The organism is Flavobacterium reichenbachii, assembly GCF_002217435.1.
GTDB classification, from domain to species: domain Bacteria; phylum Bacteroidota; class Bacteroidia; order Flavobacteriales; family Flavobacteriaceae; genus Flavobacterium; species Flavobacterium reichenbachii.
This window is the reverse complement of the sequence record NZ_MUHF01000001.1, coordinates 286,789-308,714: the sequence shown is the minus strand read 5'-3', so window position 1 is coordinate 308,714 and position 21,926 is coordinate 286,789. Positions and strand designations below refer to the sequence as shown.

At 32.6% G+C, this 21,926-nt stretch carries 21 protein-coding genes and 2 tRNA genes; 9 read left to right on the top strand and 14 right to left on the bottom strand.

Annotated elements, in window-relative coordinates; genetic code table 11:
* Positions 1-53: 53 nt before the first annotated feature.
* Positions 54-1,973: a DUF2207 domain-containing protein gene (locus B0A68_RS24375; protein ID WP_035685429.1), complete on the bottom strand. Its 1,920-nt coding sequence runs from the start codon at positions 1,971-1,973 to the stop codon at positions 54-56.
* A gap of 10 nt (positions 1,974-1,983) precedes the next feature.
* Complete coding sequence (locus tag B0A68_RS01340) at positions 1,984-2,535, bottom strand: LemA family protein (RefSeq protein WP_035685432.1); 552 nt, start codon at positions 2,533-2,535, stop codon at positions 1,984-1,986.
* 215 nt (positions 2,536-2,750) lie between these two features.
* Between B0A68_RS01340 and B0A68_RS01335 the strand changes: the two genes are divergently transcribed.
* Positions 2,751-3,272, top strand: coding sequence for a GNAT family N-acetyltransferase (locus B0A68_RS01335; RefSeq protein WP_035685435.1), 522 nt, complete (start codon positions 2,751-2,753; stop codon positions 3,270-3,272).
* A 49-nt stretch (positions 3,273-3,321) separates the two neighbouring features.
* The gene (locus B0A68_RS01330; RefSeq protein ID WP_035685438.1) at positions 3,322-3,816 is read left to right on the top strand and encodes a carboxypeptidase-like regulatory domain-containing protein; all 495 of its coding nucleotides are present in this window, start codon (positions 3,322-3,324) and stop codon (positions 3,814-3,816) included.
* Positions 3,817-3,819: 3 nt separating this feature from the next.
* Here B0A68_RS01330 and B0A68_RS01325 read toward each other — a convergent pair whose 3' ends face one another.
* Positions 3,820-4,797, bottom strand: a complete 978-nt coding sequence (locus B0A68_RS01325; RefSeq protein WP_035685440.1) for a polyprenyl synthetase family protein — start codon at positions 4,795-4,797, stop codon at positions 3,820-3,822.
* Positions 4,798-5,026: 229 nt separating this feature from the next.
* Positions 5,027-6,070: a 23S rRNA (adenine(2503)-C(2))-methyltransferase RlmN gene (rlmN, locus tag B0A68_RS01320; RefSeq protein WP_035685443.1), complete on the bottom strand. Its 1,044-nt coding sequence runs from the start codon at positions 6,068-6,070 to the stop codon at positions 5,027-5,029.
* A 283-nt stretch (positions 6,071-6,353) separates the two neighbouring features.
* Here rlmN and B0A68_RS01315 point away from each other — a divergent pair, with 283 nt between their 5' ends.
* The 4 genes from B0A68_RS01315 (at position 6,354) to B0A68_RS01300 (ending at position 9,018) form a co-directional block, all read left to right on the top strand.
* Positions 6,354-6,947, top strand: coding sequence for a YceI family protein (locus B0A68_RS01315; RefSeq protein WP_084679075.1), 594 nt, complete (start codon positions 6,354-6,356; stop codon positions 6,945-6,947).
* Between the two features lie 211 nt (positions 6,948-7,158).
* Positions 7,159-7,524 (top strand): hypothetical protein, encoded by a 366-nt coding sequence (locus tag B0A68_RS01310; RefSeq protein ID WP_035685445.1) that lies wholly within the window; start codon positions 7,159-7,161, stop codon positions 7,522-7,524.
* Between the two features lie 109 nt (positions 7,525-7,633).
* A complete protein-coding gene (locus tag B0A68_RS01305; RefSeq protein WP_035685447.1) occupies positions 7,634-8,275 on the top strand; it encodes an O-methyltransferase in 642 nt (213 codons plus the stop codon).
* Between the two features lie 38 nt (positions 8,276-8,313).
* The gene (locus B0A68_RS01300; RefSeq protein ID WP_035685449.1) at positions 8,314-9,018 is read left to right on the top strand and encodes a phytanoyl-CoA dioxygenase family protein; all 705 of its coding nucleotides are present in this window, start codon (positions 8,314-8,316) and stop codon (positions 9,016-9,018) included.
* Positions 9,019-9,052: 34 nt separating this feature from the next.
* Here B0A68_RS01300 and B0A68_RS01295 read toward each other — a convergent pair whose 3' ends face one another.
* The 7 genes from B0A68_RS01295 to B0A68_RS01265 form a co-directional block, all read right to left on the bottom strand.
* Positions 9,053-9,616 (bottom strand): phosphatase PAP2 family protein, encoded by a 564-nt coding sequence (locus tag B0A68_RS01295; protein ID WP_035685451.1) that lies wholly within the window; start codon positions 9,614-9,616, stop codon positions 9,053-9,055.
* Positions 9,616-9,963, bottom strand: coding sequence for a Sec-independent protein translocase subunit TatA/TatB (locus B0A68_RS01290; RefSeq protein WP_035685453.1), 348 nt, complete (start codon positions 9,961-9,963; stop codon positions 9,616-9,618). The genes B0A68_RS01295 and B0A68_RS01290 overlap by 1 nt, the downstream gene beginning before the upstream one ends.
* 179 nt (positions 9,964-10,142) lie before the next feature.
* Positions 10,143-12,386 carry a M1 family metallopeptidase gene (locus B0A68_RS01285; RefSeq protein ID WP_035685456.1) on the bottom strand — a complete coding sequence of 748 codons (2,244 nt, stop codon included), beginning with the start codon at positions 12,384-12,386 and terminating at the stop codon, positions 10,143-10,145.
* 64 nt (positions 12,387-12,450) lie between these two features.
* A complete protein-coding gene (locus B0A68_RS01280) occupies positions 12,451-12,957 on the bottom strand; it encodes a DUF6702 family protein (protein WP_035685458.1) in 507 nt (168 codons plus the stop codon).
* Entirely contained in the window at positions 12,954-13,709 is a 756-nt protein-coding gene (locus tag B0A68_RS01275) for a hypothetical protein (RefSeq protein WP_035685461.1), read from the bottom strand. Before B0A68_RS01275 ends, B0A68_RS01280 begins: the two co-directional genes overlap by 4 nt.
* Positions 13,699-14,340: a carboxypeptidase-like regulatory domain-containing protein gene (locus B0A68_RS01270; protein WP_316930982.1), complete on the bottom strand. Its 642-nt coding sequence runs from the start codon at positions 14,338-14,340 to the stop codon at positions 13,699-13,701. Before B0A68_RS01270 ends, B0A68_RS01275 begins: the two co-directional genes overlap by 11 nt.
* Before the next feature lie 73 nt (positions 14,341-14,413).
* Positions 14,414-15,181: a carboxypeptidase-like regulatory domain-containing protein gene (locus tag B0A68_RS01265; RefSeq protein WP_035685464.1), complete on the bottom strand. Its 768-nt coding sequence runs from the start codon at positions 15,179-15,181 to the stop codon at positions 14,414-14,416.
* A gap of 163 nt (positions 15,182-15,344) precedes the next feature.
* Here B0A68_RS01265 and pepE point away from each other — a divergent pair, with 163 nt between their 5' ends.
* Positions 15,345-16,052, top strand: coding sequence for a dipeptidase PepE (gene pepE / locus B0A68_RS01260; RefSeq protein WP_051892666.1), 708 nt, complete (start codon positions 15,345-15,347; stop codon positions 16,050-16,052).
* 135 nt (positions 16,053-16,187) lie between these two features.
* Here the strand turns inward: pepE and B0A68_RS01255 are convergent.
* Positions 16,188-16,260, bottom strand: a tRNA-Gly gene (locus tag B0A68_RS01255).
* Positions 16,261-16,366: 106 nt separating this feature from the next.
* A tRNA-Gly gene (locus B0A68_RS01250) sits at positions 16,367-16,439 on the bottom strand.
* A gap of 426 nt (positions 16,440-16,865) precedes the next feature.
* On the opposite strand from B0A68_RS01250, the gene B0A68_RS01245 reads away from it, so the two are divergent.
* Positions 16,866-18,452, top strand: coding sequence for a L,D-transpeptidase family protein (locus B0A68_RS01245; RefSeq protein ID WP_035685466.1), 1,587 nt, complete (start codon positions 16,866-16,868; stop codon positions 18,450-18,452).
* Here B0A68_RS01245 and B0A68_RS01240 read toward each other — a convergent pair.
* Complete coding sequence (locus B0A68_RS01240; protein WP_035685468.1) at positions 18,441-19,166, bottom strand: murein L,D-transpeptidase catalytic domain family protein; 726 nt, start codon at positions 19,164-19,166, stop codon at positions 18,441-18,443. The two genes, B0A68_RS01245 and B0A68_RS01240, sit on opposite strands and share 12 nt — an antisense overlap.
* Positions 19,167-19,449: 283 nt before the next feature.
* On the opposite strand from B0A68_RS01240, the gene B0A68_RS01235 reads away from it, so the two are divergent.
* A complete protein-coding gene (locus B0A68_RS01235) occupies positions 19,450-21,879 on the top strand; it encodes a DUF5916 domain-containing protein (RefSeq protein WP_035685470.1) in 2,430 nt (809 codons plus the stop codon).
* Positions 21,880-21,926 lie beyond the last annotated feature (47 nt).

The window sequence follows — 21,926 nt, the reverse complement described above, 5'->3', positions numbered from 1 at the left end:
AATATTACAAGGGTTTTCTTTTTAATATATTTCAAAATTAGGTTTTAAGACTTTTACCAGCCGCCGCCTCCGCCACCGCCGCCTCCGCCGCCGGAACTACCACTTCCTGAGCTTCCGGAACTCCAGCTGCCACTGCTGCCGCTTCTTCCAGATGAAGAACTTGATGATGAACTTGATGATGAAGGAGGACTTGGATCTACTCTTGCGCTGTTTACTGAATTTCCAAAACCTGATACAAACACGGCAGGTCGTCTGTAAAAAGTATCATCTCCCTGATACCAATCAGGATTATATTTTGCAAGTTCTAAAACTTCTTCAAATTGTTTTCCCCATTTTATTTCGACCTCCAATGCAATTGCATAAGGCAATAATTTTTCAAATAATTGAGGCGTAAGTTCTGGCGGATTCAACATATTTATTCGGTCTTTTTCTGCAGTTTCGAGATATAATTTAAATCCTTCTAATCTTGCAATTGCCTCACAACCATTGTCTGTTAGTTTTTCTAAATTCATTATATAAACAATATAGCTTAAAACAATAAAACCAATAACTATGAAATCTATTGTCTTTAAAAAAAAGAGTGTAAATAAAAATATAAAGAAAGCCATTGGATAAATAAAGAAAGCTAAAATACCTCTTAAAATTTTCAAACCGCTTTGCTCTCCTTCATCTGAAAACCAATAGGTCAATCCAGATACGATAAGGATCACTATGACATAAAATATATTATTCATATTTCCTCTATTCGCCAGTACCTCGTAAACCAATCCTGCAATTACTAAAACAGCAAAACCAATCCATTTTTTTCGAGTATTATTTTGGTAAAAATCTTCTAAATTTATCAAATTGCTTAACGTTTTTGTCCATTTAGAATAAGCGGATGCAAAAATCCTATAATTATTATCTTCTACTTTTATTTTTGCTTTTTTCGAAAAACTACTAATTATATCTGATTCTTCAGCACTTAAATATTTTAAATCTTTGTCTAAAACTTCTATTTCATATTTTGTATCATCTGAAAAAACACCACTTTTAACACTTGAACTAATTTTAACAGCTCCTTTTACAGCTGCATTTATCAGCGATGACATATATGTTTTATTATTATTTTCTCCATGATAAACATAACCCACTATTGCAGGTGACCAATCAAAAGGCGGTAAAAATTCAGGGATTATTGTCTCGTCAACGCGATTCTTTTTACGTTTTTTCCAATAAAAAAAGGAGAAAAGCATACCTGCACCAAATATAAACAACCATAAATATATTTTGATTTGTTTATAAAAAGAACTCAATTTTTCAGCAAAAGTTGGCTCATCAACAATTCCTTTCGCAAAGGAAGCTGCAGCAGTCAAACCTTCATTTGCATTGAGATGTACTGCTGAAAAAGTAACAACTGTATTATTAAAATTTAAAGAACTTATACAATTTGAAGTTGTAGAGCCGCTTGTTCCCGTGTAACAATGTAAATTTTCAAATTTATTTTCTCCCGGAAGATACAATTGACAAGTTGCTTTATCAATAGGAAAATCCCATCCATTTCCTGTTACGTTCCAATACAATTCATCGTAATGATCAAAATATCCAATCTGAAAAGGTACGCTGTAGTTTATTTGATATTTATAGATTCCCGGTTGTAAATAGATATCTTTATCTCCAATGTATACTTTCCATTCATTGTCTTCTGCATTTGTAAAATATTGCTCGTCGATTCCATCTTTTTTTATGGAATTTATAGAATATTCAACATCAATATTGCTGCCGTCTTTATCTTGTCGTACAAGCGGAAAAACTCGCAGCAAACCATGTCTAAAAACGTTTCCTTCTGCGTTTATAGTAATATTCTCGATAACTTGAATCGTTCCTGATTTTTCGATTTGAATTTTAACATCAAAATCCAGAATTTTTTCCTGAGCCTGTACCTGATAAAATAAAACGGAAAATAAAACAAAAAATATTTTTCTTAAAAACATATGTAATAATTTAAAACTGAACTTTAGGCACTTCTCTTTGTTCTTCCTCTTTTAACTCTAAGTAATATTTCTTTGGAAAACCAAAAAAACCAGCAATCAAATTACCTGGAAAAGACTCAATTGCAATATTATAATCTCTTACAGTTCCGTTATAATATCTTTTAGAACGCTCAATTTCGGTTTCAACCTCACTCAAATCCGACTGCAGACTCAGAAAATTGGTATTGGCTTTTAAGTCGGGATAACTTTCTGCCAAAGCAAAAATTGTCCCCACGGCATTATTAAGTTGTTTGTCTAGTTGTAATTTTTCATTGGCATTATTAGCATTCAAGGCTTGATTTCGAAGATTTACAACATTGCTAAGTGTTTCTTTTTCATGATTTAGATATCCTTTGACGGTTTCTACCAGATTCGGAATTAAATCGAAACGTTTTTTTAAGATAACGTCAATACCGCTAAAAGCTTCTTCAACTCTATTCCTTTTTGATATAAAACCATTGTAGATTACAATCAAGGCAAAAACGACCAAAAAAACAGCAACTATTATAATTATTGTAGTCATATATAAATATTAATTTTTTAAAATTCAAATTAACAATAAAAATAGTAACAATCACAATTATTTAAACTTTTAAGAGCTAATAAGTTTAAAGAAAATACTAAGTCAAATTTTTATTTCGAACTTGACAACTCCTTTTAAATTTGGTACTTTTGAATTCAAGACTCTCCCGGAAACTTCGAAGTTTCAGAAGATAAAAATCTAATAATCAAATCGAAATGAACAACATGATCGTCCAGAAAGTAACCCTAAATGATATTGACCAACTGCAGAAAATTGGTATACTGACTTTTTCGGAAACTTTTTCGGGATATAATTCTCAAGAGAATATGGAAAAATATTTAGCTGAGAATTTTTCATTAGAAAAACTAACTGCTGAATTAAGCAACAAAGACTCCGAGTTTTATTTTGCTGCTCTTGACAACAATGTAATTGGATATTTAAAACTGAATTTTGGAGCATCGCAAACAGAATTAAAGGATTCCAAAGCACTGGAAATAGAACGAATTTATGTTGCAAAAGAATATCACGGCCAAAATATAGGCCAAATACTTTACCAAAAAGCAATTGAGACTGCAACACTAAAAGATGTTGAATACGTTTGGTTAGGGGTTTGGGAAGAGAATTTCAGGGCGCTTAATTTTTATAAGAAAAATGGTTTTGTAGAATTTGATAAACACATTTTTATACTAGGTGGCGATGAGCAAACTGATCTTATGATGAAGCTAAAACTGAAATAAAACAGTAACTTCAACGTAAAAAAAATTAAAAAAATTCGACATTTATTTTATGAAAAAAATAGTTACTATTGTTTTATGTCTTCTGTCTCCAGTGCTTTTTTCTCAAACTGATCCTAAACCAGTAAAAGGTTTTTCTAAGGAAGAAAAAAGAGATTCTATTAAAGTCATTGACAATAAAATGATAGGATATTCTAATACTATTTTTGCTAAAGTTAAGGGCAGAACTTCAGATTATAGAGGAACGGGAGTCGATCTAAACCTATCATTGACAAATTTAGATTCTAAAAAAACAACATTTTATGAAACAAATGATGAAGGCTTTTTTGACATAGATATTGAAAAAGGAATGTATTCGATGACCTTCTCTAAAAGATCGTATGGGGATTTTGAAATCGAAAAAATTGATCTCAGCGAATGCCAAATTCAGGAAATCAACATAAATTTAGGTTCAAGAATAACAATAGTTCATTATACTATTATAGAACCAGAAGTAATTACTTTAACATCAACAAAAAAGAAAAAAAAGAAAAAAAAGAAAAAATAAATCTTATTTCTTTCTTTCAATAACATAATTCACCATAAGAATCAGCGCGTCTTTAAATTCAGAATCTTTATAATTATTTAAAAGAGCAAGTGCTTCCTTCTGGAATTCGACCATTTTGTTTTCGGCGTAAGCCAGACCATTATTATCTTTTACAAAAGCAATAACTTCTTTTACACGCTTTTTGTCTTTGTTATGGTTTTTTATGGAGTTTATCAGCCATTTTTTTTCTTGCGGCGTACAAGTATTCAGAACATGAATTAAAGGCAGGGTCATTTTTTGCTCTTTAATATCGATTCCGGTTGGTTTTCCGATTGCTTCTTCACTGTAGTCAAATAAATCATCTTTGATTTGAAAAGCCATTCCGATCAATTCTCCAAACTTGCGCATATTTTCTACCTGCACATCATCTTCAATTACTGCTTTTGCACCAAGCGCACAGCATGCAGCAATAAGTGTTGCTGTTTTTTTTCTGATAATTTCGTAATAAATATCTTCGGTGATGTCTAATCTCCGTGCTTTTTCTATCTGAAGTAATTCCCCTTCGCTCATTTCGCGAACAGCAACAGAAATAATTCGAAGCAGATCAAAATCTCCATTATCTATAGAAAGCAGTAAACCTTTTGAAAGTAAATAATCTCCAACTAAAACTGCGATTTTATTTTTCCACAACGCATTGATAGAGAAAAATCCGCGACGGCGATTACTGTCGTCTACAACATCATCATGAACCAAAGTTGCGGTATGAATAAGCTCAATTACAGAGGCGCCTCTATAGGTTCTTTCGTTTACAATACCGTCGGAAACCATTTTTGCAGTTAGAAAAACAAACATCGGACGCATTTGTTTTCCCTTCCGGTTTACAATATAATAGGTGATACGATTTAACAATGCAACCTTTGAGGTCATCGATTCGTGGAACTTTTTTTCAAAAAGTTCCATCTCATTAAAGATGGGCTGTTTTATTTGAGCGGTAATATTCATTTCGTTTCCAAATATACTATTTTAAATAAAAAAACGTTGTGTATTTAAGGTTAGTATAACAATATTTTATTTGCCTGACATAAAATCTACGCCATAACCTGTGACAAAAGATGGTGTAACAGAAGAGATTTATTTAAAGTTAAAATCCCTTTTTTGCCCTAAAAAAAGCATTAAGAACAAGAATAATTCTCGTATTTAATGCTTTTTTCTTTCTTTAAAGTTTAGAGTATCAGCCTTCTTTGTTTGCAAGCTGTCCACAAGCTGCATCAATATCTTTTCCGCGGCTGCGGCGAACTTTTACCACTATTCCTATATTTTCTAATGCTTTTATGTAAGCCGAAATAGATTCTTCTGACGCCTGCTGAAACTCACCTTCATCAATCGGATTATACTCGATCAAATTAACTTTACAAGGCACATATTTGCAAAATTTCACTAATGCATCTATAGAAGCTTTATCATCATTAATTCCTTTCCAAACTACATATTCGTATGAAATTTTTGTTTTGGTTTTTCTGTACCAATACTCTAAAGCTTCACGTAAATCTGCCAGGGGAAAATTTTTACTAAAAGGCATTATTCGGGCGCGAACTTCATCGATAGCAGAGTGAAGCGAAACGGCCAGCTTAAATTTTACATCATCATCCGCCATTTTTTTGATCATCTTCGGAATTCCGGAAGTAGAAACCATAATACGCTTCGGAGACATTCCTAAACCTTCCTGAGATGTAATCATATCAATTGCCTTGATTACATTATTGTAGTTCATTAATGGTTCTCCCATTCCCATAAAAACAATATTCGAAAGCGGATGATTATAATACAAACGGCTTTCTTTATCTATCGCAAGAACCTGATCGTAAATTTCGCCCGGCTCCAGATTTCTCATTCTTTTTAATCTTGCTGTTGCGCAGAAGTTGCAATCTAAACTGCACCCAACCTGACTGGAAACACAAGCTGTCGTTCTGGTTTCGGTAGGAATTAGAACAGATTCTACTACCAGACCGTCATGAAGACGAACGGCATTTTTAACTGTTCCGTCAGAGCTTTTCTGCATCGTATCTACCTTAATATGATTGATAACGAAATTGTTTTCAAGCATAGCTCTTGTAGGTTTAGCTACATTAGTCATATCCTCAAAACTGTGTGCTCCCTTGCTCCATAACCATTCATAAACCTGATTTCCGCGAAAAGCTTTGTCGTTATTTGCAACAAAAAAATCTCGTAATTGATCTTTTGACAGGGCTCGTATATCTTTTTTCTCCATTTGCATGCCGCAAAGTTACTGATTTTTTTTCTTTAATATTTTAACGATTCATTGCTGTTCACTACTTTATAAATGCATATTTATCCTTTTTAAGATTAACCATTGTCTTTTAAAAGATGTTCTAAAATTATTATACTTATTTAATAAATCCTCAACTATGACTTTTATCATCCTATTTTTTTTGCATTCATGATAAATTTGAACTAAGAAATAAGGGCAAGCTCAGCATTGTAAAACTCAGTCAAATTGCAGTTTCTCTTATTTAAAGATTAATTTAAACATCCCCAAAATGAAAACAATTAAATCAATTTTAGTGACAGTGATTCTTATAACAATGTCATTACAGGCAAATGCACAACAACGATATACTGTAGCAAAATCTGCTTTTGAAGTTGCGGGAACTTCAAATGTTCATGATTGGGTTATGAAATCTACAGAGGGAATTGGTTCTGCTAATTTAACCGTTACAGATTCTAAATTGACAGACATTAACACTCTCACTATCACACTGCCTGCAGAAAGCATAAAAAGCAGTAAAACCAGCATGGATGATGTGGCTTATGAAACTTTAGATACTAAAACACACAAAAATATTAAATACGTTTTGAAATCTGCAGTTAAAGTAAACGAAACAACCTGGAATTTAGTTGGAACTTATACCATTTCAGGAGTCAGCAAAGAATACAAAACTCAGGTAAATGTAACGGTCAATAATGGAAACTTCATTTTGAGAGGTTCTAATCAGATCACTTTTGCTGATTTTGGAATGTCAGCTCCAACAGCAGCCCTTGGAGTTGTTAGAGCTGGAAAAGATTTGACTTTGATTTTCAGCATTACTTTAAATGATTATGCAAAAAATGAAAACGTCTTAGTTATCAAATAATAATTGCCGAATCTGATAGAATTAAGGAGGAAGTATTTTTCCTAAAAAATTTTAACAGAATTTTCAAAAAGAATAAATTTTGGCACAAGAATTGTCTTGCTCTTAAAAGAAAAATAATCTTACAAAGAGCTCAATCATTTTAAAATTTGTATTTTTATTTTTTCAGCTTTATAACCTTTTAAATTTTATAACCTAAAAAAATTGATTTAACATGAAAAAACAAATTTTAAGCTTAGCTGTTATTGCTTTATTGGCATTCGCTGTACAATCATGCGAGAAAAAAGAGCCAAAACCTGCAGATGAGGAATTGACAATTGGCAACAAAGTAGATACTTTGGCAACAGATATCGAAGAAGTTAAAGACAGTGCTGTAAGCAAAACAGAAACTGCCGCACAAGATGTGAAAGAAGCTACTAAAAAAGCAGCTGATGATGTTGAAACCGGTGCAAAAAAAGTGGCTACTGATGTAAAAGATGCTACCAAAAAAGGCGCTAAAAAAGTAGAAAATGCGGCGAAAGTAGCTAAAGACGGAACCGTAAGAACGGCAAAAGAGGTAAATGAAGCTTTGAAAAAATAATTTCTGGGACTCGAAACTTAAAACCATCCGCAAAACGGATGGTTTTTTTATGTGAAAAAGTAACACATTATTTTTTGTATTTTTGTTTTCTAAATTCAACAGCTGCAAAATGCATTTTATATCACAAGAATTAGAAGATTATATTGAACAGCATTCTGAAAATGAACCAGAATTGCTTGCTAAACTAAATAAAGAAACATACCAAAAAATATTATTGCCACGCATGTTGAGCGGCCATTTTCAAGGTCGGGTTCTGAGCATGTTATCGAAACTCATTCGCCCTGTAAATATTCTTGAAATTGGAACTTACACTGGTTATGCAGCTTTATGCCTTTGTGAAGGAATGCAGAGCCATGGGGAGCTTCATACTATTGATATAAAAGAAGAATTGGTCGATTTTCAACGAAAATATTTTGACCTGTCGCCTTGGGGAAATCAAATTTTACAGCATTTGGGAGAAGCAGTAAATATTATTCCTGATTTAGATGTAAAATTTGATTTGGTTTTTATTGATGCCGACAAGGAAAACTACCTTAATTATTGGGAAATGATCGTTCCTAAAATGAACAAAGGCGGCATTATTTTGTCTGATAATGTTTTATGGAGCGGTAAAATTCTTGACACTGTACATCCAAATGATATTAGTACCAAAGTACTTTTAGAATATAATTTACTCTTGAAAAATGATCCAAGAGTTGAAACGGTTTTACTGCCCATTCGTGACGGATTAACTGTTTCTCGCGTTCTGTAGATTTTCTTTAAAAAACTCAGTTTAAAATTAATTTAGAAATGAAACATCTAAACGAAATAAATAGTGACGGTTTCACAATTATAAATAATGTTTACAATGAAAATGAAATTGAAAAAATAATTTCTTTGATTGAAAAAACAACACAGAATGATACTGAAAACCCAACATTTAGAAAATCTGAGGATTTATTTGCTATAAGACAATTTCATAAAGAAATTCCAGAAGTTTTAGATTTTGTATTTAATCAAAACTTGAAAGACATTCTAGAAAAAACTTTTGGAAAAGGATATTTCATCACAAAATCAATCTATTTTGACAAGCCAGAAAAATCAAATTGGTTTGTGTCGTATCATCAGGATCTGACTATTTCGGTAGATAAGAAAATGGAAATCTCAAACTTCAAGAACTGGACAGTAAAACAAAATCAGTTTGCAGTTCAGCCTCCAAAAGAAATTCTCGAAAACAATTTTACTGTTCGAATTCATATGGACAAGACTACAAAAGAGAATGGAGCATTAAAGGTTGTCAACAATTCTCACTCTAAGGGAATTGTTAGAGTAGATGATTTGAATATAGAGAATGAAACAATCTGCGAAGTTGAAAAAGGCGGCATAATGATTATGAAACCTTTACTTTTTCACGCATCAAACAAAACTACAAACAATGAAAGAAGACGGGTAATTCATATTGAATTTAGTAAATATGAACTGCCTGACGGAATAGCTTGGAGCGAAAGAATCTAAAAAGCTGTCGTCTCACAAACTTAAAAGCTATTGATTACCCTGGGAAATATTGCGGTTTTAACTTTTTATAAACTAAAGAAAGTAAAAAGCCGAAAAGTGCTCCAAAGAAATAACCTGTAAGAATGTCTCCCGGATAATGTAATCCTAGATAGATACGGCTGTAAGCAAATACTAAAGGCCATAAAAACAGAAATCCTAAATACTTAAAATGCTGTTTTAAGATCAAATACAAAAATGTCGCTGCAGCCATCGTATTGGCAGCGTGACCTGAGAAAAAACTGTATGAATTTCTAACCAGAACAATTCTCATAATAGATTTTATATCGGGATTGTTACAAGGTCTAAGACGCTCAAAAGTATGTTTTACCAAATTGGTTGCCTGATCTGTAAAGGCAATCAAAACTGCAATAAAAAGAAGTACATATAAGGTTTGTTTTCCTCCTATTTTTTTATAAATAAGAAAAAACAACAATAAAAAAAATGGTGTCCAATATAGCTGATTGGTAATAAAAAGCCAAAATCCGTCGTATTTTTCAGAGCCTAAACCATTAAGATATACTAAGAGATTTACATCTAATTCTTTTATTTTTTCGAGCATTATCTTTGGCGTTTTACAGGTCCGGAGATCGAGTCAATATCTTCTTTTACTTTGTCGATTTCATTAGTAGTATCGCCTAGCAAAGTATTGGTATCTCCAAGTATATTAGTTTTTGCATTATTGATTTCAGCATTGATATTTCCGGTAATATCCGTTAAAGATTTAGCATCAAAACCGTTAGCTTCTGCACCTTTATGAATTTCACTTTTAATATCGTTTGTCGCATTTTTTAACTGCGCCATGGCTTTTCCCATTGTACGGGCAATTTCCGGCACTTTGTCTGAACCAAAAAGCATTAGAACTATAAATAATATAAAAACTAATTCCCCTCCTCCTATACCAAACATATTTTTAAATTTTGTGTGCCACAAAGATATTAAATTTTGCAGCGTAGAGTTTTAAAATTTACTTAAAAAAAGACCATTAGTCATTTAAACATAAAGTTCACAAAGGTTTTTATGTCTCGCAAAGAAATTTTCTTTTCGATCTCTTATTCGCTTTTGTGAACTTTAGGATTGTATTTATTTTAGTCAAATTTTGACTTTTGCTCTGTTTTTGGCCACGTGTTATTGGTTACATCAATATCTGCAGTCATTAATTTTGGATCTATCTGAATGCTTTTTACAGCTTTTGAAGTTGCATAAACTTTTCTGGCTGTTTCATTATTTTTTCTCCAGATTTGCGCAGGATATTTGTAATTGTCTTTTGTACCGTCTTCGTAAGTAATCTCAACCAAAATTGGCATAATCATTCCGCCTGGTTTATTAAACTCAACTTCATAGAAATATTTTGGCGATTTTATATTTGCTTTTTCCTCAGCTGTAAAAGTTTGATCAATATAAGCTGCCAATGGTTTAACCTCGTCTATATTTAAAGCTTTTTTGTTAGATGCATTTACTTCTGCATTTTCTCCAGAAACAAGATAAACAAATGGTCCTTTCTCAAATCCAAAACGACCTTTTTTAACTTTTACGTCTTTCAAATCTGCTGTCGGAGTTTCAGAAACATAATATTGCTTCACTTCTTTGATTCCAATATCTACAAAATCTGTTGAGTAAAACCATCCTCTAAAAAACCAATCTAAATCTACAGCAGATGCATCTTCCATAGTTCTAAAGAAATCTTCCGGAGTTGGATGTTTAAATTTCCATCTGTTTGCATATGTTTTAAAAGCATGATCAAACAATTCTCTTCCCATTACTACTTCTCTTAAAATATTCAAACCTGTAGCGGGCTTTGCGTAAGCGTTATTTCCAAACTGTACAATTGTTTCAGAATTAGACATAATAGGCTCCAAAAACTTTTGATCACCGCTCATGTAAGGCACTATATTTTTTGCAGGTCCTCTTCTTGAAGGAAATTTTGGGTCTAATTCCTGTTCTGCCAAATACTCCAGGAATGAATTCAAACCTTCATCCATCCAAGTCCATTGACGCTCGTCTGAGTTTACAATCATCGGGAAGAAGGTGTGTCCAACTTCGTGAATTACAACGCCGATCATTCCGTTTTTAACCTCTTTGCTTGTCACTCCATTTTCGTCTGGGCGACCATAATTCCAACAGATCATTGGATATTCCATACCTTGATCTTCTGCCGAAACCGAAACTGCTTTTGGATAAGGATAATCAAAAGTATGAGAAGAATAGCTTTTTAAGGTATGCGCCACAACCATTGTAGAAGTTTCTCCCCAAAGCGGATTTGCTTCTTTAGGATAAACAGATTCGGCCATAACAATTTTGCCTCCTAATTTTACAGCCATTGCATCATAAATGAATTTTCTTGATGAAGCAATTCCAAAATCACGTACGTTTTTAGCACTGAATTTCCATGTTTTTTTCTTTTCAGAAAAACCTTTCTCTGTTACTTCAGCCTCTGCCTGCGTTACAATAACAACAGGTTTATCAAATGATTTTTGAGCTTCTTGGTAACGTTTTACCTGCTCTGCAGTAAAAACTTCGCTTCTGTTTGTTAACTCTCCCGTAGCATCAATAACGTGATCTGCAGGAACTGTAATATTTACATCGAAATTTCCGAATGGAAGAGCAAATTCACCGCTTCCCCAAAACTGCATGTTCTGCCAGCCTTCAACATCATTATACACAGCCATTCTCGGGTAGAATTGAGCAATTACATATATTTTATTTCCGTCTTTTTCAAATAATTCATAACCAGAACGACCTCCTTCTTTTCTGTAATTATTGATGTTGTACCACCATTTTACAGAAAACGAAAATTTCTCTCCTGGTTTTAGAGGCGAAACCAGATTAATACGCATCATGGTTTCATTAATTGTATAAGATAAAGGATTTCCTTTAGCGTCTTTAACTTCTTCTATATTAAAACCACGCTCCAGATTCTTTTTCAAATATTTAGTTGAAAAACCATCAAGCGGTAAAACCTGACTGATTTTTTCACTTTCTGCCAAAGAAGTCTGTGTATTTGCCTTTGCTTGGTTCTGATCTAACTGAACCCAAAGGTATTCTAAACTGTCTGGTGAATTATTTGAATATGTAACGGTTTCTGAACCGCTTAATTTTGAATTTTTATCGTCTAATTCTATATCGATTTTATAATCTGCCTGCTGCTGATAATAAGCCGGACCAGGCGCACCAGAAGCCGTACGAAACATGTTTGGTGTTGCCAGCAGATCGTACATCTGGCTGAATTTGTTTGTATCGTATTTGCCTTGTTGTTTTGGAGTAACAGGATTTGTCTTTTCCTGCGCTATTAACATTGCCGGAAAAAGTAATAATAGCGAAAGTTTTTTCATAAATGCTCTTTGGTTTTTTGAGGCTGTGAAAATAACAATTAATATAGTAATTCTCTATAATCAATTAATACTTTAACAATTCTTTCCTTGAAGATTCTGTAAAAAGAACACTCTTTTTTGTGCCAAACGCTGAAACATGTGTAATGTTCTGCTGTTCTGAATTCCAATCTGTAAGAATCGTATTTGAAATTTCTATAGTTTTAAATTTCTCAACATCTTTTATTCTTGAATAACAAACTAAAACGTCGTTGGATTCTATTTCTTTAGACAAAAAAGTAATCGCTTTAGACTGTCCGTTTATTTTAATTATAAAGTTCTCAGAAAGATATTTTTTGAGTAAGTCAATATCTTCCTGAGTCTCTTTTTCTGTTCCGATAAACGTTTTTTTATGGTATTTTTTCTCGATTCCGTTGTTTAAGTCATCAACAAAAATTCGGGAAGTAATTTGGATCATTTTTTTTTCTGCGGCATAATTTACCTGAAAAACACCCATATAAAATTTATGGAAAGTAAATGCAGACAGCGAAAAAAATAAGATCGCCGATAAAAAGAAAATTACTCTTTTTTTCATTTTTGAGTCAGCTCTGCTTTTTTGAAATCTTTATTCTTATTAATCATAAATTCAATTAATTGAAATTTATCATCCGGACCCAAATACCTTTTAGATTCAGGATCATTTGAGCAGTACATTAAAAACAACTCAACTTCGTCCGGCTTTAGCTCTAATGTTTTAGTAAAAAATTCAGGTTGAAAATTATCTTTTGCATATTCTGAAAAAGCTATATCAGAAATTACAGTTTCTTCTACGCCGTCTTTTTTACGAAGCAGTTTTTTAACATCCTTAAAAATACGCACGAAATCCATCCCGTATTTGATCGTCTGATCAGAATACATTGCTGTATTTTTTGCCGTAGATTGTTGATCGTCTACATATTGCATATCAACATATTTTTGAGAATTCCCATCAAGAGATTTAACTTTTAGCTCCTTATGAACCACAACCTCTTTCAGCTGGTTATTTACCAAATCTAATTTTATTTTAAAAAGTACCTCAGCACAATCTTTCTCTGTCAAAACATATTTTTTTGACTGAAAAGCAAGACCAGAAAACAATAAAGTATCTTTTGGTTTTGCCATGATATCAAATAAACCGCCAGCACCAATAAAGGTTCTTACATTTGCATTAATATTCATTACATAACCACTTTCTATGGTAAGAAAATCATTTAATACCTGACCGTGTAATGATTTTCTAGAATTATTTTGCCCTATAGCAAATTGACAAAATACGCACACAATAAATATTCCTAATTTATTTTTCATTTTCTAAAATTGTTAGATATTTTCGAGCTAGATCTGTTATCAAAAACATACTCATTGTTTTATTCTTTATATCCAAAGATACAGCAAATTCGGCATCATCTACACAATATAACTGAAATCCTTTTATATAATCTACAGGTATCTTTAATCGCTCGGTATAATAATTCTCTTCAAAAAGATATTCTAATTTTCTAAAAAGCGCTTCTTTTTTCTCCACATTTACCTCTTTTTTCAGCATTGCAGTACGTCCCGAAATTGAATTCAATAATTTATCTACAGATGTCGAAGTTGCAGTATAAACTTTCCTTTCAGCGGGTGTGTATTTTTTTTGTCCAGCCGGAATAATTCCTAAATTTTCTGCATTAATGTTGGCATTCTCGTTTACGATAACTTCTTTTAATGCCACTTCTTTAGCTGCCATTTTAATAACAAGCAATGGACTGCTTATATCTTCTAAAGTTATTCGACGTTTTAACGCATCGAGATTTACAGCCGAGAAAACGAGCACATCGCCTTCTTTGACCAAAATCGAGAACCTTCCTTCTGAATCTGAAATAGTAGAAATCTGTGAATTATTATTGACAATGTTAACCCCTTCAACTAAAGATGACTGCTCTGAGATTTGTCCCAAAATTTCTTTTGATGCAGCATTCTGCCCAAAACAAATTTGAACAAAAAAGAATACGAAGAGTATTTGTATTATATTATTTATTTTCAATTGCAATAATTTCTTTGTATTTGACAGCCAATTCTCCCAGCAAAAATTCTGTAGAAGTTTTATTTTTAGAATTTAAAATTGCAGTAAACTTTTCGTTATCTACCGCATAATATTCAAATCCTTTTACATATTCGGCTGGAATTTTAAGTCTTTCAATAAAATGTTCCAGACTAAACATACTTTCCAGAAGCTTCATAAAAATCTCTTTCTTCTCTATCGCAACTTCTTTTTTCAACATCGCGGTACGTCCCGAGAAAAAATTTAATAAAGGATCTGCAGAGACAGAACCTCCTGCCATTAATCCGGCATTTGCAGTCGCATTTAGCGCAGTAGCAGTATGCAGTTTTCTTTCGGCTTCTGTGTATGATTTCTGTCCACTCGGAATAATTCCCAAAGAAACAGCATTAATATTGTTATAATTTTTAATCACTACTTCCTGCAATTGATGCATTACCATATTTAAGCTTACAGAAAAGTTAAGGTCTGAAAAATTTTCTGCAGTCAATAAAACTCTTTTTTCTTTAAAACTTATAGAAGAAAAAACCAATACATCGTTTGGTTTTGCTGCAATCGAAAAAGTACCGGAATTATCAGTTGTTACTGTAGTTTCTGTTTGAGCATTTATAACATAAACGCCTTCTAAATCAGGACTGTTTGAAACTATTCTGCCGTTAATTACAGAACGTTCCTGACTTTGAGCCCATCCTGCCTGACTGATAACAACAACTAAAAAACATGTGATTTTATTAATCAAAATAGAAAAAAGTTAGAATTATTCTTAAAGATGTAAAAATATCTTAATGTGCTCCAAATTTAGTATTAAGAACATGGTAAAAATATGTTAATTAAACGAAAATTTAAACTTGAAAAAACAGACTTTTAATACCTTTAGCAACAACAAATTGAGTTTATTTTTTATGAAAAGTATTATTATCGCAAGTACTTCTACACTGCACGGCGGCAGTTATTTAGATTATTTATTACCTACATTACAATTGCATTTTAAAAATTGTAAAAATATTTTATTTATTCCATATGCCAGACCAAGCGGTGTCTCACACGATGATTACACAAAAAAAGCAGCAGAAGCATTTGCTTTAATAAATATCAAAGTCAAAGGAATTCATGAGTTTGAAAATCCTGCAGAAGCTATTAAAACCGCAGAAGGGATATTTACAGGAGGAGGAAATACGTTTTTGCTTGTTACACAATTATACAAAAACAATGTAATGCAGGTTTTATCAGAAACTGTTAAAAACGGAACACCCTATTTAGGCACAAGTGCCGGCAGTAATATTTGCGGTTTATCTATGCAGACTACTAATGACATGCCTATCATTTATCCTCCAAGTTTTCAGACTTTAGGATTAATTCCATTCAATTTAAATCCTCATTATTTAGATCCGGACGCAAATTCTCATCATATGGGTGAAACGCGCGAAACGAGAATCAAAGAATTTCATGCATTCAATTCCATCCCGGTTTTAGGCTTGAGAGAAGGAAGCTGGCTGGAAGTTAAAGGAGAAAAAATAACTTTGAAAGGAAATTTGACTGCTCGTTTATTCAAACAAAATGAAACTCCAGCAGAATTAGAAACAGAAAGCGACTTAAGCAGTTTAAACTAATTTTTCTACCATATAAGCTATAGAAGTCATTTAATTAAAGCTTCAGCAAAAAAACTTATTTACTTATATATTTTATATGGTTTTAAAATAGAGTAAAAACAAAAAATCCTCAAACAATGTTTGAGGATTTTGAAGAGCGAAAGACGAGGCTCGAACTCGCGACAACCAGCTTGGAAGGCTGGAGCTCTACCAACTGAGCTACTTTCGCATTAACAGGGTGCAAATATAAACAATTAAATGAATTAAAAAACAAAATTCAGTAATTATTTTTCTTTGATAAAAAAACCGAAACATTTAAGTTTCGGTTTTTTTAGAGCGAAAGACGAGGCTCGAACTCGCGACAACCAGCTTGGAAGGCTGGAGCTCTACCAACTGAGCTACTTTCGCATTACTGGTGCAAATATAAAAAATAAGTTCAGTTCAAAACAAGCTTTTTTTCAAAAAAAATTAATAAAAACGAACTATTTTTTATAATCTATTTAAAATTAAAAAGTTATATATTTATTTATTTTTCAAAAAACAGCGATACTTTGGATAAAACAATATTAAAACGAACTATTGTCTTCCAAAATCCAGCAATGACATAAAAAAAACCGCCGTAATCTAGAACAGCTAACAAAAAACTAAGCTTTAAAATATTTCAAAACTAAATCTCGATCAATATTTAATAGGAATTATTTCGTTATTTGAAAAAAGCCACACTATATTTGCGTTCGAAATTTATTTTTTAAGTCTAAGCACTGGTTGTAAATTTTCGGCGTACCTTTTGATATCAAATTATTGAAGAACATTATTTAGGTTAAAAAATATAATATGAAGAAAATTTACTTTCTGTTACTTTTAAGTATCATTATCAGCTGCAAAGATGATAAGCCAAAAATTATTCCTGCCGCCAAAAAAGCCGTTCCCACAATTATATTAACTGACGAAAGAAAAGTTTCAATTGATACTGCAAAAATTAACTCTTTTAAAAGCGAGACACTTAAACAGTTCTACAATTCTTCGGGAAATAAAACTGTTTGGGGAAATCTTAAAAAAAGAACTTATATTTTATCTCTTTTAAAGAATTCTGAGGCATTAGGTTTAAATCCAGATGACTACAAATCTTCTAAACTAGAACAGCTGGAAAAAAGAATAGCTTCTTTAAAAGATGTCGATCTGGCCACTTACGATATTTTACTTACTTATAATTTCGAATTATATCTCACCCATTTATATAAAGGCAAATTAGACCCTAAAAAATTATACACCGACTGGGATCTGGAAGAGAAAAAATTTGATGTTAACGACGCATTGATTAAAGCATTCAACAACAACAAACTAGATAGTATTGCAGAAAACATCCAGCCAAAATCAGCTCCATATAAAGAATTAATAAAAGCACTTGAAATAATTAATACTTTTCCTGACGATAGTATTGGCACTATAAAATCTGACACTAAAATAACCTTAAAAGATACCAGCAGCGCTTTAATAAACATAAAAAAAACGCTTTTGTTCTGGAAAGACATGTCTGGAAAAAGCGACAGCTTGACCAAAATTTACGACGAGAAAACCTTTGAAGCTGTTAAGAAATTTCAGGAACGACACGGATTAGCTGCAGACGGAGTTATTGGAGCAGGAACAATAAGTGCTTTAAATTATTCTAAAGAAAGACGAAAACAACAAATTATTGCCAATTTAGAACGTTGGAGATGGTATACAAATGATTTTTCCGAAAATTATTTTATAATTAATATTCCTGATTACAGTTTAAATGTGGTAGAAATGCAAGACACTACTTTGGTTCGAAATGTTGTGGTAGGAACAAGCAAAAGAAAAACACCAATTATTACTTCTGTTTTAAAATCTGTTGTTTTTAACCCAACCTGGACCGTTCCTCCTACTATTTTAAAAGAAGATGTTGTTCCTGCAATGAAACGCAATCGAAATTATTTGGCTAAAAAAAATATTACTATCTATGATACCGCGGGAAAAGTGGTAGATCCAAAAGCTTGGAACGAAAATAAACCGGGTAATTATCGTTACGTACAAAGTCCGGGTTATAACAATTCGCTGGGAGTAATGAAAATTTTATTCCCTAATCATCACAGCGTATACTTACACGATACTAATCATCGTAATTATTTTGGACGAAGCAATCGCTCTTTAAGCTCCGGGTGCGTGCGTGTAGAAAATCCGTTAGAACTAGCAGAACATATTCTAGACGATTCTGAGAACTATTCAAAAGAGAAAATCGATACTATTGTAGCTTCTAAAAAGACAATGTATACCAAAATCACAAAAAAGTATGCTTTGTACCAATGGTATTGGACCGCTTGGAGCAAAAAAAATCAGCTCATTTTCAGAGCTGATATTTATAATCTGGATTCGGATTTATATGCTAAATTAAGAGATTAATTTTTCTTCCATCGTAAAACTTCTTGACGGATGATAGATATACAAACACGATTTATCTTTGATCGTTTCAATTATCTCATCTGTCAATTCTACAGGAAGAGCTGGACAACCTTGGCTTCTGCCTAATCTTTTGTGGTCTCTGATAAAAGATTCAGAAACGTAATCTGCGCCGTGCATAACAACACCTCTTTCGCGGGCATTGCTGTTCAGACCTCTTTCTAAACCGTCTAAACGAAGCGAAGCTCCATGTTTACCTTGGTAAATTTCGCCTGTTGAATAAAAACCTAAGCTGCTTTTAAAAGAAGAATTTAAATTTGAAAATGCAGATGCAAATTCTTCTCCGGTATTTCTTCCGTGGGCAACTAAAGAGTTGAACAGAATTGTATTTGTTGTCATATCAATCACCCAAAGGCGTTTTACATTTGATGACAAACTAAAATCAATAAGGGTTAAAATGTTTTTTTGAACTATTCCTCTTTCTTTCAACAGGTAGAAACCTTTTAAGGCTTCAGAAAAAGTTTTAAGTTCCGGCATACTAAAATTATTAGCATTTAGAGCGTAATAAACGTTTTCAATACTGGCATCAACTGAAGGCTTTTCTGCTTTAGCAAAATTTTTAACCGTTGGTGCTTTTTTAAGATCGGCGGTGTTGTAAGAGTCTTTTCCAAAAGACATAATCAAAAACACCATTAAGGGATAAATTTTGTAAATCATTGAATTTCTTTAGGTTAAACAACAAATTTGGGTTCGGCAAAAGTATAAAAAAAATATAGGGGACAAAATAAAACTCTGGAAATGAGGTGCTTTTTGTTTAAACTTTAACAATTTATAAGCATAAAATTAGCAAATCGAGACAATTTTGCTATTTTTACAAAGAATTTACTTATAAAAATATTTTTAAAAATTGAAATTCTATAAAATAAAAATTTTAAAGTGTAACAATCTCAAAAAATACCCGTCTATTCTCTAGAAGACTTCTAAACCATTTTAAACCAAAATGAAAAAATTACTTTTTTTCTGCTTTTTGCTTTCTAGTTTTTGGATTTACAGCCAAAAAAAGACTTTGCAGGCACACCCAATCAACGAAAGTATTTCTATAGACGGAAAACTAGATGAGACTGCATGGCAAAATGCGAGCATTGCTACAGATTTCATTATGTTTCAGCCTGATAATGGAAAACAAATACCAGAAAACAAAAGAACAGAAGTTAAGGTTCTATATAACAATGATGCCATTTATATTGGTGCCACAATGTTTGATGATGAACCGCGTAAGGTTTTAAAAGAGATTTCGCAGCGCGATAACTTTGGAACTGCAGATATTTTTGGGGTTTTTATAAACGGCTTTAATGACGGCCAGCAGAATTTTGAGTTTTTTGTTTCCGCCGCAGATGTTCAGGGCGATTGTATTATGACTGATGTAAATGGTGAAGATTATTCGTGGGATGCTGTTTGGATGAGCAAAGCGATACTTACAGAGCAAGGCTGGAATGTCGAAATTAAAATTCCTTATGCTGCTTTACGTTTTTCTGGAGAGAACAAACAAACCTGGGGAATAAATTTCTTTAGAGAAATAAAACGAGATCGACAAAAGTACACTTGGAGCCTTATTGATACCAAATTAGGAACTTTTACACAGCAAAACGGTGATTTGCAGGGAATCGAAAATATTAAACCTCCTACCCGATTATTTTTTATGCCTTATGCATCTTTTTATCTAAATGCCGCAGAAGGTCAAAAAACATATGGCACGATGAAAGGCGGAATGGATATTAAATACGGAATTAATGATGCTTTTACTCTTGACGCTATTTTGATTCCTGATTTTGGGCAGGCGAAATATGATGATCAAATTCTGAATTTAGGTCCTTTTGAGCAACAGTTTAATGAAAATAGAGCTTTTTTTACTGAAGGAACAGACTTATTCAGCAAAGGAAATATGTTTTATTCCAGAAGAATTGGGGGAACTCCTTCTGTTGAACCAGCATTGATTGACAACGAAGAAATAATTGAAACGGTACAAAATGTAAATCTTATTAATGCGCTAAAAGTTTCCGGCAGAACAAAAAACGGATTGGGAATTGGAATTTTAAATGCCATTACCGAAAAAACTTTTGCCACAATAAAAGATACGATAACAGGAGAAACAAGACGCGAAATTATAGAGCCGTTGACAAATTATAACGTTTTGGTATTGGATCAGCGTTTTCGTAAAAACTCCTCGGTAACTTTAATCAATACAAATGTTACTCGAAATTTTCATTATAGAGATGCCAATGTAACGGGGCTGGCTTGGGACTTAAACACAAAAGCAAATACTTATAGTTTGTTTGGAAATGCAAAATACAGCTATATTCATGATACTGAAAACAAAACGGGGGTTTTTACAACAGTGGGTTTTGCAGAAACCAGCGGTAATTATCGCTACAGCGTAGGTACAGACTTTGTTTCAAAAAATTTCGACCCAAATGATTTAGGGATTAATTTCTACACCAATTATTATAATTTCTATGGAAATGCTAATTACAGGATTTTAAATCCAACGAAGCTTTTTAACAGCTTTAAGATTGATTATGATATGTACACGGAATTCAATAAAGAATCTGGAAAATTGCAAGACAATAAGATCAGTGCAGAGTTAAATCTTTCAACCGTAAAAAACAATTATTACGGAGCTGGATTTACAGTTTTCCCTTTAGAAACTCATGATTATTACGAACCAAGAGCAACAGACCGATATGTAATAATTCCACGAAAAATAGATCTTTGGGGAAGTATTTCTACCAATTACAATCATAAATTTGCAATAGACATAAATCCGTCCATATCTTTTGCCGACGAGCCTGGACGTATGGCATATGGCGTTGATGTAGGGCCGAGATATCGTTTTAGCGACAAACTGCTGCTTACTTATACTTTTAGTTTCTTTAAACGTAATAATAACAAAGGTTATATTGACAGCTATGACGATGATGACAACGAAAGCACTCCTAAAACAATTGTCTTTGCAAATCGAAATGTATTTACATATTCTAACACATTATCAGGAAAATATGCTTTAAACAGCGCCATGACTTTAAATCTGGCTGTTCGTCAGTATTGGTCTTATGCAGAAAATAAGGAAGCGCTTGAATTGGCTTCAGACGGAACCTTAAATCCATATCCTGAATACACAACAAATAAAAATTCAAGCTTTTATTCCTGGAATGCTGACTTGTCTTATTCTTGGTGGTTTGCGCCGGGAAGCCAGCTTTCTGTTTTGTACCGAAACAGCGCATCTAACTTTGAGCGAATTATTGACAAAGATTTCAAGAATACCGTTACAGGATTATTAAACAATGACGCTCTAAAACACATTTTTTCTATTAGCGTTAAATATTTTATTGACTATAATGGAGTCAAAAATAAGTTCGGAAAGAGAGCATAGCGTGAATTAATTTTAAAAAATAAAGACTTCTATAATTAAATTATTAT

Coding starts and splice junctions, on each gene's coding strand:
- B0A68_RS01290 (WP_035685453.1), bottom strand. CDS start 9,963: ATGTTTGGTATAGGAGGAGGGGAATTAGTTTTTATATTATTTATAGTT.
- B0A68_RS24375 (WP_035685429.1), bottom strand. CDS start 1,973: ATGTTTTTAAGAAAAATATTTTTTGTTTTATTTTCCGTTTTATTTTAT.
- B0A68_RS01325 (WP_035685440.1), bottom strand. CDS start 4,797: ATGAATATTACCGCTCAAATAAAACAGCCCATCTTTAATGAGATGGAA.
- B0A68_RS01235 (WP_035685470.1), top strand. CDS start 19,450: ATGAAAAAATTACTTTTTTTCTGCTTTTTGCTTTCTAGTTTTTGGATT.
- B0A68_RS01315 (WP_084679075.1), top strand. CDS start 6,354: ATGAAAACAATTAAATCAATTTTAGTGACAGTGATTCTTATAACAATG.
- B0A68_RS01275 (WP_035685461.1), bottom strand. CDS start 13,709: ATGAAAAATAAATTAGGAATATTTATTGTGTGCGTATTTTGTCAATTT.
- B0A68_RS01305 (WP_035685447.1), top strand. CDS start 7,634: ATGCATTTTATATCACAAGAATTAGAAGATTATATTGAACAGCATTCT.
- B0A68_RS01280 (WP_035685458.1), bottom strand. CDS start 12,957: ATGAAAAAAAGAGTAATTTTCTTTTTATCGGCGATCTTATTTTTTTCG.
- B0A68_RS01335 (WP_035685435.1), top strand. CDS start 2,751: ATGAACAACATGATCGTCCAGAAAGTAACCCTAAATGATATTGACCAA.
- B0A68_RS01310 (WP_035685445.1), top strand. CDS start 7,159: ATGAAAAAACAAATTTTAAGCTTAGCTGTTATTGCTTTATTGGCATTC.
- B0A68_RS01340 (WP_035685432.1), bottom strand. CDS start 2,535: ATGACTACAATAATTATAATAGTTGCTGTTTTTTTGGTCGTTTTTGCC.
- B0A68_RS01245 (WP_035685466.1), top strand. CDS start 16,866: ATGAAGAAAATTTACTTTCTGTTACTTTTAAGTATCATTATCAGCTGC.
- B0A68_RS01300 (WP_035685449.1), top strand. CDS start 8,314: ATGAAACATCTAAACGAAATAAATAGTGACGGTTTCACAATTATAAAT.
- B0A68_RS01295 (WP_035685451.1), bottom strand. CDS start 9,616: ATGCTCGAAAAAATAAAAGAATTAGATGTAAATCTCTTAGTATATCTT.
- B0A68_RS01240 (WP_035685468.1), bottom strand. CDS start 19,166: ATGATTTACAAAATTTATCCCTTAATGGTGTTTTTGATTATGTCTTTT.
- rlmN (WP_035685443.1), bottom strand. CDS start 6,070: ATGCAAATGGAGAAAAAAGATATACGAGCCCTGTCAAAAGATCAATTA.
- B0A68_RS01330 (WP_035685438.1), top strand. CDS start 3,322: ATGAAAAAAATAGTTACTATTGTTTTATGTCTTCTGTCTCCAGTGCTT.
- pepE (WP_051892666.1), top strand. CDS start 15,345: ATGAAAAGTATTATTATCGCAAGTACTTCTACACTGCACGGCGGCAGT.
- B0A68_RS01285 (WP_035685456.1), bottom strand. CDS start 12,386: ATGAAAAAACTTTCGCTATTATTACTTTTTCCGGCAATGTTAATAGCG.